This is a genomic window from Prevotella sp. (genome assembly GCF_051059605.1).
Taxonomy (GTDB): Bacteria; Bacteroidota; Bacteroidia; order Bacteroidales; family Bacteroidaceae; genus Prevotella.
Window position 1 is genome coordinate 1,605,403 of record NZ_CP050883.1, and the last position, 19,362, is coordinate 1,624,764.

9 protein-coding genes are annotated in these 19,362 nt (G+C 40.3%); 8 read left to right on the top strand and 1 reads right to left on the bottom strand.

Annotated features, from left to right (window positions below):
• Positions 1 to 80: 80 nt before the first annotated feature.
• Together HEQ28_RS06560 and HEQ28_RS06565 are read left to right on the top strand one after the other, a co-directional pair.
• Positions 81 to 2,789 (top strand): DEAD/DEAH box helicase, encoded by a 2,709-nt coding sequence (locus HEQ28_RS06560; protein WP_434504342.1) that lies wholly within the window; start codon positions 81 to 83, stop codon positions 2,787 to 2,789.
• Positions 2,790 to 2,987: 198 nt separating this feature from the next.
• Positions 2,988 to 3,134, top strand: a complete 147-nt coding sequence (locus tag HEQ28_RS06565) for a hypothetical protein (protein WP_434504343.1) — start codon at positions 2,988 to 2,990, stop codon at positions 3,132 to 3,134.
• A 77-nt stretch (positions 3,135 to 3,211) separates the two neighbouring features.
• Here the strand turns inward: HEQ28_RS06565 and HEQ28_RS06570 are convergent, their stop codons facing one another.
• The gene (locus HEQ28_RS06570; protein WP_434504344.1) at positions 3,212 to 7,246 is read right to left on the bottom strand and encodes a hybrid sensor histidine kinase/response regulator transcription factor; all 4,035 of its coding nucleotides are present in this window, start codon (positions 7,244 to 7,246) and stop codon (positions 3,212 to 3,214) included.
• 199 nt (positions 7,247 to 7,445) lie between these two features.
• On the opposite strand from HEQ28_RS06570, the gene HEQ28_RS06575 reads away from it, so the two are divergent.
• From HEQ28_RS06575 to HEQ28_RS06600, 6 genes are all read left to right on the top strand, one after another.
• On the top strand, positions 7,446 to 8,906 hold the full coding sequence (locus HEQ28_RS06575; RefSeq protein WP_434504345.1) for a hypothetical protein: 1,461 nt from the start codon (positions 7,446 to 7,448) through the stop codon (positions 8,904 to 8,906).
• Positions 8,907 to 8,937: 31 nt separating this feature from the next.
• Positions 8,938 to 11,964, top strand: coding sequence for a SusC/RagA family TonB-linked outer membrane protein (locus tag HEQ28_RS06580; RefSeq protein ID WP_434504346.1), 3,027 nt, complete (start codon positions 8,938 to 8,940; stop codon positions 11,962 to 11,964).
• Between the two features lie 18 nt (positions 11,965 to 11,982).
• Positions 11,983 to 13,578 (top strand): RagB/SusD family nutrient uptake outer membrane protein, encoded by a 1,596-nt coding sequence (locus tag HEQ28_RS06585; RefSeq protein ID WP_434504347.1) that lies wholly within the window; start codon positions 11,983 to 11,985, stop codon positions 13,576 to 13,578.
• An 80-nt stretch (positions 13,579 to 13,658) separates the two neighbouring features.
• Complete coding sequence (locus HEQ28_RS06590) at positions 13,659 to 15,410, top strand: glycoside hydrolase (protein WP_434504348.1); 1,752 nt, start codon at positions 13,659 to 13,661, stop codon at positions 15,408 to 15,410.
• Between the two features lie 5 nt (positions 15,411 to 15,415).
• Positions 15,416 to 16,969 carry a glycoside hydrolase gene (locus HEQ28_RS06595; RefSeq protein WP_434504349.1) on the top strand — a complete coding sequence of 518 codons (1,554 nt, stop codon included), beginning with the start codon at positions 15,416 to 15,418 and terminating at the stop codon, positions 16,967 to 16,969.
• 12 nt (positions 16,970 to 16,981) lie between these two features.
• Positions 16,982 to 19,321 (top strand): beta-galactosidase, encoded by a 2,340-nt coding sequence (locus HEQ28_RS06600; RefSeq protein WP_434504350.1) that lies wholly within the window; start codon positions 16,982 to 16,984, stop codon positions 19,319 to 19,321.
• Positions 19,322 to 19,362: the final 41 nt, after the last annotated feature.

A 19,362-nucleotide genomic window follows, 5' to 3' on the forward strand; every position in this document is an offset into this window, starting at 1 on the left:
TATTGACTATTATTGAATAATTAAAATAATTAAACTATATTAACATAATAATTAACGTTATATAATATAAATAACATAGTATGAATCAGATAACAACATATATAAAACAGCGTTTATCATTACGCAAACCACTTGGTGAAGCCCTTGAAGTGGTAGAAAAACTAACTGATGCTATTTCTATGAAGAAAGCTCCCGATGAAGGTAAAGACGCTTTCTTAAAAGAAGAATTGGCAAAAGTTCAAACAGTGGTGCCTATCTGTAAAGACTTTGAAAGAGATTTCCCTTCACTTGCATTCTCCATAGCAACAGGCATAGGTAAAACAAGACTAATGGGTGCCTGCATTGCTTATCTCTATTTAAAAAAGGGCATAAGACATTTCTTTGTGCTGGCTCCAAACTTGCCAATCTACGAGAAATTGATACGTGATTTTGGTGATCCGTCTTATGAAAAGTATGTTTTTCGTGGAATAGCAGAATTTGTAAGTAATCAACCTGTTGTTTTTACGGGAGATAATTACGAACAAAGCCGTGGACTATTTAGTGATAAAGAAATACAAATTAACGTTTTCAATATTTCCAAGTTTAATACAGATAGTAAAGAAAGTAGGAAAGGTGGGCAGAAAGTAGCTCCTCGCATGAAACGATTGTCTGAATATCTCGGACAGTCATATTTTGACTATCTATCAAAACTCGATGACCTTGTTATCTTGATGGACGAAGCCCACCGCTACCATGCCGATGCTTCAAAGAAAGCAATCAATGAACTTAACCCAGTGTTAGGACTTGAGATGACTGCTACACCAACTGATGAAAAAGGTAAATCATTCAAGAATATTGTATACGAATATAATCTCGCTCAGGCATTAGATGATGGTTTGTATGTAAAGAATCCAACTGTCGCTACAAGAGAAAATTTTCAAAAGTCAGGATTGACTGAAGATGAACTAGATATTATAAAATTGGAAGATGCTGTCAGTATTCACGAACAAACAAAGGTTCATCTAGAATTGTATTCTAAGCAGAACAACAAGCCGATTGTCAAGCCATTTATTCTTGTTATTTGTAGAAATATTGCTCATGCACAAGAAACAAAGGAACGATTGGAGAGTAGCGAGTTCTTTGATGGTAGATACAAAGATAAAGTGTTACAGATAGATAGTTCTACGAAGAAAGATGACGACGTAGAATCATTGTTTGCATCATTGGATAGCCCTGATAATAAAATTGAAATTGTCGTTCATGTCAATATGCTCAAAGAAGGTTGGGATGTAAGCAATCTATATACAATCGTACCTTTACGTGCAGCTGATGCACCAATACTTGTTGAGCAAACAATAGGTAGAGGTTTGCGTTTACCTTATGGTGGTAGAAGAACAGGTGATAGTGAAGTTGACAAACTAACCGTTTTAGCTCACGAAAACTTCAATGCCGTTATCGCTGCTGCACAAAACCCAGATTCTGTATTGAAGAGATTATCTTATGTAACATTTGATTCCGAGGAACTAAAAGAACAATCAAAAGTTGTAACAGCAACAACCAAGCACGAAGAAAGTTTAAAACAACAGTTAATGCAACAAGAAGACCAGGCAACATCCACACAAGAATTGAAGCAAGTTCAGGCCATTGTTGATGCAAAAAAGGCTGTTTGGGCTGTCATTCCACATCTTAATACCAAAGTAAATAATCAGAAAGATTTAAATCTTGATGATAATATTGACATAGTGTGTGATGCTGCAAAAGAGTATATTACAAAGCGAGCAAGCATGTCGCAGGATTTATTTGCTCCAGAAGATGCAAAAGAACAAATAGCTCAAGTAGAGAAAGTTGTTAGAATGGTTCTTACAGATTACATGGAAAATGTTATTCCAATTCCTCGTATGACCATACAACAGTCTGAAACTCATGTTGTTTATAATTGGTTTGATCTTAACACCCAAGAAGGATTTGATCTTCCATATCTTGAACATGAGATTGTAAGAGTTGGATTGGTTGATAAAGAAGTAGAAAAAATAAAAGGATTGTCAAGTGGAGCATATGGAAATCCTGTAGACCAATTAGTTACTGAACTGATTAATTTTGAGGAAATTGATTACGATGAATGCTCTGATTTACTTTTCCACTTATCAGAACAGGCTGTTGATGCAGTAAAAAAAGGATTAAGTGTAGACAAAGATCCTTCAGGTGTAATTCAGCAATTTAAGAAACTGTTAGCAACCAAAATATATGAACAGATACGAGAACATATGTCTCTGCAATCTCAGGGATTCGTTAAGCCTAATATATTGCCATTTGTTGAAATATTGCCACAGCACATGACTGAAGTCATAGGTTATGGACGTAAGGATTACAGGGATGTAATAACTCCAAAATCCACAATAAGTAAATATATCTTTACAGGATTTATGAAGGCATATTATATGGAAAACAAATTTGATAGTTCCACAGAGTTAGACTTTGCTTATGTGCTTGAGAATGACAAAAAAGTAATGAAGTGGTTACGCCCTGTATCGAATCAATTCAATATCTATTGGGGCAATGGTGCTCACAAGTATGAACCTGACTTTATTGTTGAAACAGATGATACTATATTTATGGTTGAAACTAAGTCAGCAGCAGATATTGACGACACAAATGTCTTGTCAAAAAAGAAAAGTGCAGAAGAATATTGTAAAAATGCCACTGAGTACAATCTGCAACATAATGGCAAACAATGGAAATATATATTGCTGCCACACGATGCCGTAGCACGAACAAGTTCATTTGACTTCTTAATGGCCCATCAAGCATAAACAATAGGTACAAAAATGTACCTATTGTTTTAGTCATGTTTACAGTGGACAAATCAATAGTGTAATGGACTGTATCAAAGCTCTAGTCCATTAATTGAGCTACTCAACCTGATTTATTCTCTCGCAGTTATGTTTCTTTGTATATACAAAACGGAATATTCTTACGCAGATTCACGCAAACAAAGATAAATTGGGTACATGAATCAGCTAAAGCAGATGATTGCAGATAACGCAGAGAAAGACAGTTACAACATCATGGAGACAATGCTATTCATGCTGTTTGCTGTTTGTCTGCTACCTCTGCGTTATCTGCGAGAGACTATGCCGTTTACGTTGATGCATTAAATCTGCGGGAGATAATGTAACTCATGCTATTTGCCGTTTGTCTGCGGGTATCTGCGGGAGACAATACTTATTAATGATTAAGAATTTCCGGCAGCCTTTATTTTCTTTAGATACTCCGTAGGGTAATATCCGAAATCCTCTTTGAAGCACTTGCGGAAATAAGTTACACTGCTTAATCCTACCATATAAGTAATCTCATTTATCGTGTACGTATTCTTTAAGAGTAACTTCTCGGCATGCTGCATCTTGTAGTGTCTTACATACTCGTTGATACTGATACCTGTGAGCGCCTTCATCTTGCGATAAAGAGTAGACGTACTCATGTTTAGTTTCTCGGTAAGGAAGTTAACATCAAGAACACCACTGATGTTATCGTCAAGAATCTTGTTGAGATTATCAAAGAACTCCTGATCCACCTTGTTCATTGATTCCTTTAATATCTCATTCTTTTCAGATAACGACAAATCGTGTCCTGATCTTGAATCGTTTGCCGAATTGAGCAGACGGCGACGCTGTTCAAGAAGATTGTTTATTCTGCTTTCGACAAGAGAAACACTAAACGGTTTCGTGATATACGAGTCTGCCCCTGCATCATAACCCTCTTCCTTGGCATCATTGCTGACCTTAGCTGTGAGAAGTATTACTGGTATATGACTTGTACGCTGGTCGTTCTTTAATATCTTGCACAATTCATTTCCGTCCATGTTAGGCATCATCACATCACTGATGATGATATCCGGAATAACATCAAGCGCAATAGCAAGTCCTCCCCTACCATCTTCTGCCTGGAACACTTCGTATTTATCGGCAAATGATGTAGCTATATATTCACGTATATCCTTATTGTCCTCGACAACAAGCAAGATCTCGCGTGAATTTTCATCTGCGTCATCGCGCTTTTCAACAAGAGCACCGTTTTCTTCTGCATCGTCTGATTCATCAGAAGTCTGCTCACCATGCAATGCATCGGGGTATATATTATCCTCAGCAAGACTGATAATGAAATGAGATCCATGCTCGACACTGCTGTCTACAGAAATCTGTCCCTGATGCAAGGCTACAAGACTCTTTACCAAAGCAAGTCCGATACCTGTACCCGAAGCCTGATGAGGACTATTCTCCTGATAGTAGCGTTCAAAGATATGTGGCAGTGCAGCAGCAGATATACCATGACCGGTATCGTGGACGGCTATCTGAACCATTCTGCGACCATCATTAATGACTCTTTCTACGCAAACAATAATTTCACCTCTGTCAGTATATTTAATAGCATTTGATATGAGATTGTCTATAACCATGTTTATCACCTCATTATCAAAATACATCTTAATATCATTTTCGGCTGAAACGAAGCGTATTCTTACACTTTCATTTCTGTTGAGTTCCTCGTATTTCAACATCACCTCATGAACAGCACTGACGATATTTCCACGAACGACACACAATCTTCGATTATCAGTTTCTGTCTTTCTGAACTCCAGTATTTGATTGATCAGTTCCTGTAACCTTTTAGCACTCCTGTTTATCACAGCCAACTTATGCTTAACCTTATCAGACAGTTCATTGCTATGTGAAAAGTCATCAAGCGGTCCAAGGATGAGCGTGAGCGGAGTACGCAGTTCGTGAGTGATATTGGTGAAGAAGCGCAATCTCTCATCATTAAGTTCTTGCTGCTGCTCATGTTTCCTCTTTTCAGAAGACAAGAGATATTCCAATCTCATCTTGCGAGAGTAACTACGGAAGATGTAGACTGCCAAACTTATGATAGATATTGTATAGATGAGTTTTGCCCACCAAGAGAGCCAGAATGGAGGATTAACGGTTAAATCTAATGTAGCTACATCAGTAGTCCATTCCTGATTGTGGCGGCGACAGCGTACTTCCAAAGTGTAACTGCCATACGGGATATCACGAAACGTGATTACATTATCTTCTGTTGTCTGCCAGTCACCCTGCAATCCACTCAATCGATAAGAATACTCTACCCTGCCAAGCAAAGAATAATCTCTGACATTGAAATGCAAAGTAAACGTATTATCGTTATATCCAAGTTCTATCTGCTTCTTTCCAATAAGATTTATCGTGCTGTCACTCAAAGCCTTTTCGCCAAGAGGAAGGTCTACCGCTGTGATAAACACCTTAGGAGCTGCATTATTAGACAACACTTCTGAAGGATTGAAATATGTTAATCCTCTAGTACTTCCAAAATAGATTATTCCGGTTGGAGATGTTGTTACACTTGACGGATTATAATTACCCAGGGCAACATTATCCTTATATCCATAGTTAAGAAATGATGTTTCGCCCTTCTTCAGACAACTGATGCCCTTATTCGTGCTAACCCATACATTCCCCTTGCGATCTTGTGCTATTGCACGAATGTTTGTATTGTTAAGGTTGTTGTCCTGCTTATACACTTTATACAGATTCTTATGTTCATTAGGGAAACAAACCACACCTTCACCTGTAGCAAGCCAGAAAGCTCCATCATTGCCACGGATTATTCCGTTTACTGTATTTGAAGGGAATCCATTATCTGTGCTGTAAGCATGCTTATGACGTATTGAATGATCATACTTCACGAGTCCGTCACCGAAAGTACCTATCCATAAATTGTGTTTACTATCAAGACATATAGTTCTAACAAGGCTTTCCTTAATCTTATATGCCTTTATCACCTTCAGCGTATTTATGTCGACTGTGTATATTCCACTACTTGTTCCTACCCACATCACGTCGCCATCCTCGCAGAAGCATCTCACATCGACTGTTTCTTTAAATATCTTACTGAGACCTCCAGAAGCACGCCTGACGTAAGCATTATCAGAAAAGCATCCAATCCATATATTACCATTCTTATCACGATGCACAACTTGAACAGAACGTCCCGGCAACGAAATATCAGAATGTATCCTGTTTTTTTCTGTATCAAAGACATTCATTCCGTCTCCATCTGTTCCTACCAATAGATTGCCCTTTGTATCAAATCCAAGTCCGATAACAGATTTTGTTGAAATATGCTTTTCGGGATTTACTGGTGAATAACTCAACAGTGAGAATAACGGTGTATTTCGGGTGATGAAGTTGATACCTGCACCATATAGTCCCAACCATACATTATGATATTCATCCTCAAGAACACAGCGCACACTGTTACCAGTAAGGTCGAGTTCTCCATTGCCTTCCTGAATAAAATCGTATTTGCAGTTGGCGTTACCTATATACATACCTGCATTGATATCCAGAATAGCAACTCCTCCCTGTTCTGTAGCCAACCACAGTTTACCGTCAGACATCTGTTTGATGGAGAAAATAGGATGATGGGCTTTTCCACCGTCATCATAATGAATGAATTTTCCGTTCAGGGTATCAAATAGGTCAAGTCCATTGTTTGTTCCAATCCATACATTTCCATTCTTATCCCTGAATATGCAATGAATCTCATTGCCCGAAATAGAATTAGGATCAGCATTGTTATGTTTATAGTTATGAGCCACCCTGTTGTGGGTATCAATTACAGATAATCCGTCATAAACATGTCCTACATATATAAGTCCATTGCCAGCATCACACACAGACCAAGCCTGATTTGAAGGAAGTCCGCGCACGTTCTTTTTATTATAATGTATAAAATGCTGATTGCTCTTATCAAAATATTCAATACCGCCCCAATATGTTGTTACCCAGATACTGCTATCTACAGAAGCCGAGATAGAAGTGATATCGTTTGTGACAATACTATTGCGATCTTTCTTGTCATGTCGATAGCTGCTGAACTTATCTGTATCGTAATCAAAAACGTTTAGTCCTTCTCGCTGGGTACCAATCCACATCTTGTTATCCTTAGGATCGTCAAGAACGCAGTTAAGTTCGTTTCCAGTTATACTGTTATCTGAGTTATGTTTATAATAGGTGTAGAAGCGTGAACCGTCAAACCTATTCAGTCCTTCTTCAGTAGCAACCCAGATAAATCCATACTTGTCCATAGCCATGTTAAGAACATAGTCGCTTGACAGTCCGTCTGTGATATCAAGAGACTTAACTTGATACTTCTGAGAGAATGCAAAGATAGATAAAAACAAGAATAATAGTAAAAAGAGATACTTCTTCATGATTGTCTTGATGAAATATGTGATAATAAACAGTTGCAAAGTTAGCAATTTTATCTTATATAAAGCAAAAATCATATTCAAATCGTTCAATGAACGATTTGAGAACCTTATTGAACGATTTATGAGTATGCTTATCGTTACTGCATGTTAAATTTGCTGCGTAAACATTATTTTTATATAACTATAACCTAATTTATTTATGGCAACTAAACCTAATTACTTAAGGAGGTTACTTATTTGTGCCTTCGCCGTAATAGCGGGTTTGTCTCTGCAATCATGTAGCAGCGACGACGACTATCCTACAGTTGATGGTAAAGCCCCAACTCTTACACTTAGTTCCGCACAACTCAAGACAGAACCCGGACGTGACTTCACAATTACGGGTGTTGCAAAAGATGCAGACGGAATTAAATCTATCCGCCTTGTAAACGAGGGACTGAACCTCGACAAGACTATTGATTTGCTGGAATATCATCCAGACTCATTACTTCACACTTACAACCTTAGTTATGCTTACAAAGGTAACAAGGATTGGAAAGGTACAGAATCATTCCCTGTAGCGATTACAGTGGAAGACGTAGGTGGAAGAACCACCACACAAACATTGACGGTATCTACAGACGGAGATTTCTCTAACCCTGTATTTACAACTGCTCCATCTTCACAATTAACAGTGCTGCTTCAAAATCCTAAGCTGACACTGAACACAACAGTAACGGATAACAAAAATTTGGGATACATTGTTGTATCAATCCCAGACCTTAACACTCATGACAGTATTAGTATCAGTGGAACTAAATACACATTGAGTAAGTCTTATGACATGCCAACAAAAGAAGCATCTTACGCAATGACTATTACAGTTGCTGATGCCGCTGGTAACCTTACTACAACAACAAGCACTATCAAGGTAAGCGATCTTCCTGACTTTGATAAGATGTATCTTGCTGATGTTACTGAGGCTGCTGATTTAAATTCAGACCTTTATGGTGTGCCAATGCTAATTGAACATACTGGCAAATACCAGTACACTGCACATTATTACAATGAAAAGGCTAACACTCCTATCCGCTTCATCCCCCAGAAGACTGACTTCCAGCCTATCTGCTTCGGTGAAGACCCAATCACAGGTTTGCTTACAAGTAATCCTTCTGTTGGTACACCTATCATACTTAAAACTGTTGGATACTATGAAATTACATTCAACACTGTAACAGGTGAATACGATGTAAAAACGTGGACTCCTACAACTCCTAGCATGGTTCTTGACGGAACACAGACTGTCAACTTTAATGATGGTAGTGGTGACCAACCAGCACAGATATGTCTTGCAGGAACAGGCTTGCCTAATGCAGGAAACTGGACTACAAACCAGAGCGATAACAAATTTATCCTTACTCAGAGTAAGACAAATCCTTACCTTCTTTATCGTCAGGCAACTCTTACTAAGGGTACAAAGATTTCATTCACTATTACACAAACTCACTGGTGGGGTTGGTGGCCACAACCATTCTGGCGTTTCGACGGTTCTGCAGAGAACGAAGCTAACGTAAAGAACGGTGGTGATAACATGGTTACTGTTACTGTACCAGCAGACGGAACTTACCTATTCGAATTCGACTATGCATTGCTACGCAGTCGCTTCGTATTAGTGAAATAATTCACATTATTATATACAAACAATATAAAATATGAAAAGATATTTTTTAATAATATTTGTCTCTATCCTTACCCTTGGACTTCATGCCCAAAGCGTAAAGGTTACAGGACAGGTTACTGCCGCTGCAGATAAGGAACCTATTATGGGTGCCTATGTAAAGGTAGCAGGAACCAAGACAGCTGCTATAACGGATATCGACGGTAACTTTACTATAGATGCTGACAAGAATGCCACTATAGAAATTAGTATGGTTGGTTTCCAGAAAGCAAAGGTTGGTGTTGAAGGACGCAGCGTTATCAACGTCGTGATGAAAGACGACGTATCAGACCTTAACGAAGTTGTCGTTATCGGTTACGGTGCCGTTAAGAAAAGCGACCTCACAAGTAGTATTTCTGCTATCAAAGGTGACAAACTTGAGAAGCTAACTACAGGTAATGTAATGAATGCTCTTCAAGGTCAGGTAAACGGTGTTCAGATTACAAATTCAGGAGGTCCAGGTAGCACACCACGCGTAATCATACGTGGTATAAGTACTATCAACGGTTCTGACCCACTCTACGTTGTAGATGGTATGCCAGTAGGTACAAACATCAACTTCCTAAACCAGAACGATATTGAGAGCATGCAGGTATTGAAAGATGCATCTGCTGCCGCTATCTATGGTACTCGTGGTAGTAATGGTGTTGTTCTTATCACTACAAAGAAAGGCTCTAAGGGCGCTACTAAGTTTACAGCGTCTGCAACTGTAGGTCTTCAGACTATGCAGAAGCCAGATGTAGCAGGTGCTTCTGAATACGAACAGGTATTCAAGACTCGTTATACAAACGATAACCAGACTGCACCTTACAACGGTATAGCTAACATCACTAATGCTCAGGGAACTGACTGGTGGAATGAGACTATGCGTGACATTGCTATTACAGAGAACTACAACTTCGGTTTCTCTGGTGGTACAGACAAGTTGCTTTATTCAGCAAGTGTAGGCTACTTCCGTCAGAACTCACAGTACAAAGTTGGTGACTGGCAGAAGATTACAGCTCGTTTCTCTATGCAATACAACTTTAACAAGATTGTACAGGCAGGTGTAGATTTTACTCCTAAATACGAGAACTGGCATGACACTCCTGACCTAATTGGATCTGTTATGGCTATGGACCCTACAACACCAGTTATGCGTGACCAAAGCCTATGGACATCAAACCCATACAGCAACTATGCACGCTCTAACAACAACCAAACATTGAATCCTGTTGCTTCAATGAATCGTCTTGACAAACATTCTGATGAATACGGACTTCTTGCAACTCCTTGGATAAGCATCAATCCTATAAAGGGACTGACATTCCGCACTCAGTTTGGTATGAACGCCCGTTTCCGTCTATCTGATGAATACACTCCTGATTTCCACATTGACAATCTTGAGCAAGCAGCAGTAAGCACCGCAAAACGCAGAATGGAAAACTGGGTAGACTGGAACTGGACAAATACCCTTACCTATATGAATACCTTCAACAAGAAACATAATCTAAACGTTATGGCTGGTTATACCATGGAGCGTTTTCAGGATTACTATCTTGAGGGTAGCCGCGATAAGATTCCTTCAAATGTTGAAGAAATGCGCTATGTGAGTGCAGGTACAGACAACATGCAGGTTAGCGGAAGCAATACTTATAGTTCTCTTATCTCTTATCTTGGTCGTGTAATGTACAACTATGATGAGAAATACTATCTTACAGCAAGTATCCGTGTTGACGGTTCTTCTAAGTTCACTACAGGAAACAAATATGCTACATTCCCATCATTAAGTGGAGCTTGGCGTGTTAGTGGAGAGAACTTCATGAAAAACCAGAAAATATTTGATGATTTGAAGCTTCGTCTTGGCTGGGGTAAGGTTGGTAACCAGAATATCGACAACTCTGCATATACAAGTGCTATCAATACAAACCGTTACGTTTTCGGAAATCAGATAGCTATTGGTTCTTCAGTAGCATCTATCGGTAACACAAATGTTAAGTGGGAAACTGTAGAGGATTACAATATTGGTGTAGACATGGCATTCCTTCAGAATCGTCTTCGCGTAACAGCAGACTGGTTTACAAAGAAGAGCCACGACATGCTTATGAAGAAGGATAACCTTCTTGTTCTTGGCTATCCTATGTGGAACGGTCAGATGTGGGAAAACATCGGTAGCATGAAGGCTACTGGTTGGGAACTTGGTTTCAACTGGGACGATAAGATTGGCGAAGTTAAATATGGTGTAGGTCTTAACCTTTCTTCTGTAAAGAACAAGGCTGTAAACCTAAACGGTAACTATATCTATATGGGTAGCCACAATGGTGACTTTATCATTCGTAACGAAGAAGGAAAGGCTATCAGCCAGTTCTACGGATATGTTGTTGACGGTATATTCCAGAATAAGACAGAAGTTACTTCTTACACTAACGAACACGGAACATCAATGCAGCCAAACGCTCAACCTGGTGACTTCCGCTACAAGGACCTTAACCACGATGGCGTTATCGACGAGAAGGATAAGACTTATATTGGCAATCCATTCCCAGATTTGATGTTAGGTGTAAACCTTAACGCATCATATCATCGTTGGGATATTCAGGCACAGTTCTACGGAACATTCGGTAATGATATCTACAACCTGAACCGTGAGCGTTACTTCGGTCAGAATGGATCAAACGTATGGGCAGGCACTCTTGACAAGGCATGGCACGGAGAAGGCACAACAAACGAGTATCCTCGTCTGTCTGTCAACGACGCCAACCTTAACTACACACGTCCTTCATCATACTTCGTTGAAGACGGTAGTTACTTCCGTTGCAAGTTGCTTCAGATTGGATATACGATCCCTGAGAGCGTACTTCGTCTTTGCAGCGTACGTCTTTCACTATCTGCACAGAACTTGTTCACTATCACAAAGTATTCTGGCATGGACCCAGAAACAGCATCTCTGGGAGGTAAAGGAGGCGTAACAGAAACAGGTATCGACTGGTCTGGTTATCCTAATCCACGTACTATCCTATTCGGCGTGAATGTAAACTTCTAATCTTTTATATAAAATAATATGAAACATTACATATTAGGTCTTTCAATGACCGCAGCCGCACTCACAATGAGTTTCAGCAGCTGTTCAGACTTCCTCAATGAACCTATCCTCGGTCAACAGGATATGGCAAATTACTTCACAACTGAGGATGAATGTGCAAAGCAGGTAATTGGTTGCTACCAAGGTATCGCCTGTGACGATTGGTGGCAGATTTATAAGATGTATGATGCTGCAGATATGTGTACTGATGACATGTGGATGGGTAACACCACACAAGATCCAGGTGATTACTATCACCTTGCTCACTATTCAGGCAACACTGTTCAGGCTGGTAACTCTTGCCAGAACTTCTGGCAGTACAGATATAAGGGTATTCTACAGTGCAACATCGCAATACAGAAGATTCCTAACGTAAAGTTCAACGACGCTGCTCTTGGAAAGCGTTATATTGCAGAGGCTAAGTTCCTGCGTGCTTTCCAATACTTTGATTTGGTTAAGAACTTCGGAGGCGTGCCTTTGATCGAAGGTCTTATGATGCCTAGTGAGGTTAAGGGCATTGAGCGCGCTAGCGCTGCGGATACTTATGCTTTCATCGAGAAAGACTTGCTAGAGGCTATTCCTGATCTTCCTGTTCGCAGCCAATACGGTTCTGCTGATCTTGGTCGTGTTACAAAGGGTGCCGCACAAGGCATTCTTGCAAAGATATATCTATATCAGGAGAAGTATAAGGAAGCTGAAACTCAACTAAATGCTGTTATCGGCAGCAAAGAGTACAAACTTCTTGACAACTTCGGTGATGTATGGAGCATGGACCACAACAATAGTGCTGAGTCTTTGTTTGAAATTCAGACTAATGGTACAATGTCTTACAATCTTGGTGAGCGCCTTTCTGTCGTAGTTGGTTCACGTGACGACTCAGGTTGGTCATGGGGCCTTCCTTCAAGCAACCTTGACAAGGCTTACAAGGACGAGGGTGACTCTATCCGCGAGATATGGACTATCCTGCACCACAACCAAACTTACGTGCCTAACGACAACACTTGGACTAAAGATAATCCTTATCTAATTACTCCTAGCAAGCACAAGAGTGCACGTGCCAACATGAAACTGTTTATTCCAATCGCTAAGCGTCCTTCTCCTTATGACGGACCACATATCAACCTAAACTATCGTCTTCTTCGCTATGCCGATGTTTTATTGATGTATGCTGAGGTTGAGAATGCTTTAGGCAATGACGTAGAAGCTCGTGGAGCACTTAACACAGTGCGCAAGCGTGTGAATTTGAGCGATGTAACTTCTAGTGGAACTGCTCTAAGAGATGCTATCCGCAAGGAGCGCCGTCTTGAGCTAGCATTGGAAGATAATCGTCTATATGACCTAAGACGTTGGAATGACGATAATGGTAAGAAAGCCATTGAGAATATTATGGGACCTAACGGTACTTTCGTTCACTATAACTTAGTTGAGAGCACCGATCCATACGAAACAACCAATCAAAACGAGAACTCTAACAAGGGTTACAACTTTGTGAATGGCCGTGATGAACTATTCCCTATTCCAAACTCTGAAATTATTATGAGCGACGGTTCTATCAAACAGAACCCTAACTATTAATTAATGATATCATTAGGGACTTGCGCTATTTCTGGCGCAAGTCCCTATAAATATTTATTCAAATCTAAAACATCAACTGTATGAAACGATTTTACCTAAGCATACTATTAGCTGTATCTCTATTCACTGTCAAGGCACAGTCTACATTCACAATTACCATGGACCCAACTACCACCTATCAGACTATTTCTGATTTCGGTGCTTCTGACTGCTGGACTGCCGACTATGTTGGCAAGTACTTCAGTACCGCACAGAAATCACAAGCTGCTAAGTGGCTGTTCAGTCAGAACTTCGACTCAAACGGAGCCCCTGAAGGTATAGGATTGTCTGTTTGGCGTGTTAACATTGGTGCCGGTAGTGCAGACCAAGGTAGCGAAAGCAATATCAGTGATGCAACAAGACGCACTGATTGCTTCTTGTCTAAAGACGGAACATACAACTGGGACAAATCTTCTGGACAACAGTATTTCATGCAGCAGGCTAAACAATATGGAGTAGACAACTTCCTATTGTTCTCTAATTCCGCTCCTGTATATTTCACTGCTAACGGACTTGCCAACAATAAAAACAATGCATCGGGTGCTAACCTGAAGGCAGACAGCTATGATGACTTTGCTGAATTTCTAGCTAATGTGGCTGCACATTTCAACGAGAACGGATACAACATCAAATATATTGACCCTGTAAACGAACCTGCATTTAACTGGACAGACGGTCAGGAAGGTTCTCCTTGGCAGAACACTGAGATTTCAAAGCTTGTACGCGAACTTGACAAATCTCTTACTTCACGTAACTTATCTACACAGATTATCATGCCTGAGGCTAGTTCACTTGACAGACTTTATGAGACTCGCAGCGATTATAGCGGTCGTGCATCAAATCAGATAGAGGCTTTTTGGAATAAAACAAACACTGATACATATATAGGTGATTTAAGTCATGTGGCTAAGGCTATTGCCGGACATGACTACTGGACATTCACAACAAACACCGCCCTTACAACAACGAGAGAAAATGTTGCAGCCGCTGCTGCTAAATACGGGCTAAACGTGATGCAGACAGAATGGAGTATGCTTGATGCTGCTCCAAGTACAGATACTGGTTTCCCTGCATCTTATGAAGAAGCTTCTGATATGGATATAGCTCTATTCATGGGCAAACTGATACATATCGGTATGACACAAGGCAACTTCATTTCATGGTCATACTGGACAGCAATGGCTCAGTCTATGTATGCTCAGAAAAACCGCTTTGAACTAATAAGATTAAATGCTACTGCTGACAACAGCACTTACGAAAGTTATGGTAACTTGAATACAGGTGGTACAGTAACTGCAACATCAAACCTTTGGGTTCTTGGTAACTACAGCCGTTTTGTTCGTCCTGGATACAAGCGCATCGCTCTTAGTGGTGATGGTGATATCAACTCTCTCATGGGAAGTGCATACGTATCTCCTGACGGAAAGAAAGTTGTTGCTGTATTCGTAAATATGAACGCTGTAGCTAAGGGAGTTAAACTAGCCGCTGACAACTTTGCTAAGACTATTTCGTCTGTAAAGAAGTATACAACTGATGCGACAAACAACCTTACATGTGACGAGACTATCACTGATCCTACATCACGTATTACTGTCCCTGCACGTTCTGTTGTCACTTTCACATTTGATTTGGATACTACTGCTGGTATTAATAATGTAAAGAGTGATTCAACTAAGGCTGATAACGGTATATATAACCTCAACGGACAAAAGGTCGCTGACTCTGCAGATAAGTATAACTCTCTAGAGCCTGGTATATATATTATCAATGGTAAGAAACTTATTAAGAAATAATATTGATGAAGAAACTTTCTATTCTCACTGGTATTATAATATCATTCAGTTTAGGCGTTAGCGCTCAACATAACATATACAAAATAGAAACCGACAAGCCTATGCAAAAGATTATGCACTTTGGTGCATCTGATGCATGGAGCATGCAGTTTACAGGCTTATGGCCTGAAAAACAGCAGAATCAAATAGCTGATTGGCTTTTCAGCACAGACAACGATATCAATGGACAACCCAAAGGTATTGGTCTTTCTGTATGGAGATTTAATCTTGGTGCGGGTAGTTATGAGCAAGGAGACAGTTCACAAATCAACTCTGGCACACGCACAGAGTGTTTCCTTCAGCCTAATGGCAAATATGACTGGAACAAACAACAGGGACAGCGCAACTTCCTAAAGTTGGCAAAACAACGTGGAGTTAAGCATTTCCTTGCTTTCATGAATTCTTCTCCGGTCTATTTTACTAAGAATGGACTTGCTACGAACACTGGTCGTGGCGGAGATTTGAATCTACGTGAAGACAGCTACAATAAAGTAGCAAAGTTTGCGGCAAATGTCATGAAGGGTATAGAAAAGCACGATAGCATACACTTTGATTACCTGTGCCCAGTGAATGAACCTGATGGTCATTGGAACTGGTTAGGTCCGAAGCAAGAGGGTTCTCCTGCCACTAACAGAGAGGTTGCCAAATTAACAAAGGCTATTAGCAAGGAGTTTAGCAAAGACCATATCTCTACCAATATCATGATTGATGAGAGCAGTGATATAAGATGTCTGCTTGGCACTCACATGACTAGTTGGCAAAGAGCTAATCAAATACGTACTTTCTTCTCTAAAGACAGCACAGCGACATATTTGGGCAATACGTATGGAGTGCCTAATGTGATTATGGCACACAGTTATTGGACAAATACTCCAGTAAAATATATGCGAGAGATAAGAGAAAGCCTTCGCGACACACTAAAATTGTATAATTTACGTTATTGGCAAACAGAGTTGTGCATCATGAGCAATGATGAAGAGATTGGAGGAGGTGGCTATTTTGACTACTCTATGCGCACAGGATTATATGTTGCCCGCGTAATTCACCACGACCTAGTATACGGTAATGCTGAAAGTTGGTCATGGTGGCGTTCTATGGGAGGCGACTATAAAGATGGACTTATCAGAGTTCTAAGTGCCGACAATTGGAAAACAGGAAAAGCCATTGACTCAAAGTTGATGTGGTCTATAGGCAACTATAGCCGCTTCATACGCCCAGAAGCACAACGCTACGACATCAATGTAACAAATGAAGAAAATGTCAAGGTAAAAGATGGCGAGACAGAACCTTACGGGGTTATGACTTCTGCCTACAGAAATGCAGACGGAAGCTGGGTAGTTGTGTTCATCAACTATTCAGAGAAATCAAGAAGCATCACTCTCCCATTGCCTGATAATAAAACATCATGGCTATTATACCGCACATCAGATGTTACTGGCGAAAACCTCAAACCTGTAGGGTCATCTACAGGCGAGTCTGTGTTAGAGCCATGCTCGATAACAACGTTTATAACTAAATAAAAAGATATTATAATGAAACTATCACGCAGCATCAAACTCATTACTGCTACCCTACTGTTATCTCTCTCTGCAACTACGATTAGTGCAAAGGGTGGTGACTTCACTGTAGGGAAAAAAACATTTCTACTAAACGGGAAACCTTTTGTTGTTAAGGCAGCCGAAATCCACTATCCAAGAATACCACATGCATATTGGGATAACAGAATAAAAATGTGCAAGTCTCTTGGCATGAACACAGTCTGCATATACGTATTCTGGAACATTCACGAACAGCGTGAGGGTCAATTCGACTTCACAGGCAACAACGATATAGCTGCCTTCTGTAAATTGGCTAAGAAAAACGGTATGTATGTCATCGTACGTCCTGGACCTTACGTATGTGCAGAATGGGAAATGGGGGGACTACCTTGGTGGCTGCTGAAGAAAAAAGATATAAGACTTCGTGAGGATGATCCTTATTTCATCGAACGAGTTAAATTGTTTGAGAAGAAAGTTGGTGAACAGCTTGCTCCATTAACTATTCAGAACGGTGGACCTATTATTATGGTTCAGGTTGAAAATGAATATGGTTCTTATGGCGAAAGCAAGCCTTACGTTTCTAAGATACGCGACATCGTTAAAAGTTCGGGATTTGACAAGGTGGCCCTTTTCCAGTGTGACTGGTCTAGTAACTTTGAGAAAAACGGACTTGACGACCTTGTATGGACAATGAATTTCGGAACTGGTGCAAATATTGACCAACAGTTTAAGCGCCTATCTGAGCTTCGTCCAGATGCTCCTAAGATGTGTTCTGAATTCTGGAGTGGATGGTTTGACAAATGGGGTGCACGCCATGAGACACGTCCTGCAAAGGATATGGTTGATGGTATAGACGAAATGTTGTCTAAAGGTATATCATTCTCACTCTATATGACTCACGGAGGAACAAGTTTCGGACACTGGGCTGGTGCCAACAGTCCTGGATTTGCGCCAGACGTAACATCTTATGATTACGATGCACCGATAAGCGAATCAGGACTGACTACACCTAAGTTCTGGGAACTGCGTAACATGATGCAGAAATACAACGACGGTAAGAAACTTCCTGCTGTTCCTAAACCTATCGCACAGATTATCTCTATTCCAAAGATAAGACTGAGCGAATTCTCACCGCTTATTAACGGCTGCGATTCTTTCGTTAACAATGGCGACGACCTCACAATGGAGGCTGCAGACATGGGATGGGGCTCTATGGTATATACCAATACACTACCTGCTATCGCAAACCCAAGTACACTTTATATTAATGATTGTCACGACTTTGCACAAGTATTTATCAACAATAAATATATTGGTAGCATTGACCGCGTGAAGAATGAGAAGAGCATCTCTTTACCAGCTGTAAACGAAGGCGACAAACTGACTATCGTTATTGAGGCTATGGGACGTATCAACTTCGGACGCGCCATAAAAGACTACAAAGGTATCACTAAGGATGTAACAATCGATACAAATGATGGTAATCATCTTCTTACATATACTTTGAAGGGTTGGCAGACTGCTAAGATTGCAGACGACTGCAACACAGCGGAAAAAGCACTGAGTAAGATTAGTCAGCACGCTACAGACAAAGTTATGGGTAATCGTGGATATTATCGTGGTTATTTCAATCTTAGCAAAACTGGTGACTCTTTCATTAACATGGAGACATGGGGTAAAGGTCAGGTATATGTAAACGGACATGCCTTGGGAAGATTCTGGAGTATCGGTCCTCAGCAGACATTATACATGCCAGGATGCTGGTTGAAGAAGGGTAAAAACGAAATCATCGTTCTTGATGTTGTTGGACCTAAGCAACCAGTTGTATGGGGACAGGACACACCTGAACTTAACAAATTGCAATTAGAGAAGACCAACAAGCATAATGCTCCAGGCAACCGTCCAGACCTTAATTCTACTACTCCTGTTGCTAAAGGCAGCATGAACGCAGGTAATGGTTGGCAGACTGTAAAGTTTGACACTCCAGCAAAGGGTCGCTATATTGCTATACAGTGCAATTCAACACAAACTGGTGATGACGTCTTAGCTATTGCCGAACTCTATGCTCTTGATGCTGACGGTAACCGCATATCACGTGAATCATGGACAACAAAATATGCAGATAGTGAGAACGAAACTGGTAATCATCTTGGTGATAAGGTTTTCGACTTACAGGAGTCTACATATTGGCAGACTGTAAAGGGTACTGCTCTCCCCCACCTATTGGTAATTGACTTAGGAAGCAGCCAGACTATCTCTGGTATCCAACAACTACCAAGAGCTGAGAAAGATGCTCCTGGAGCAATGAAAGACTATAAGATATACGTTTATTAAATCCTTGCAATCATTATATTGATTTAATCAACGCTCATAAA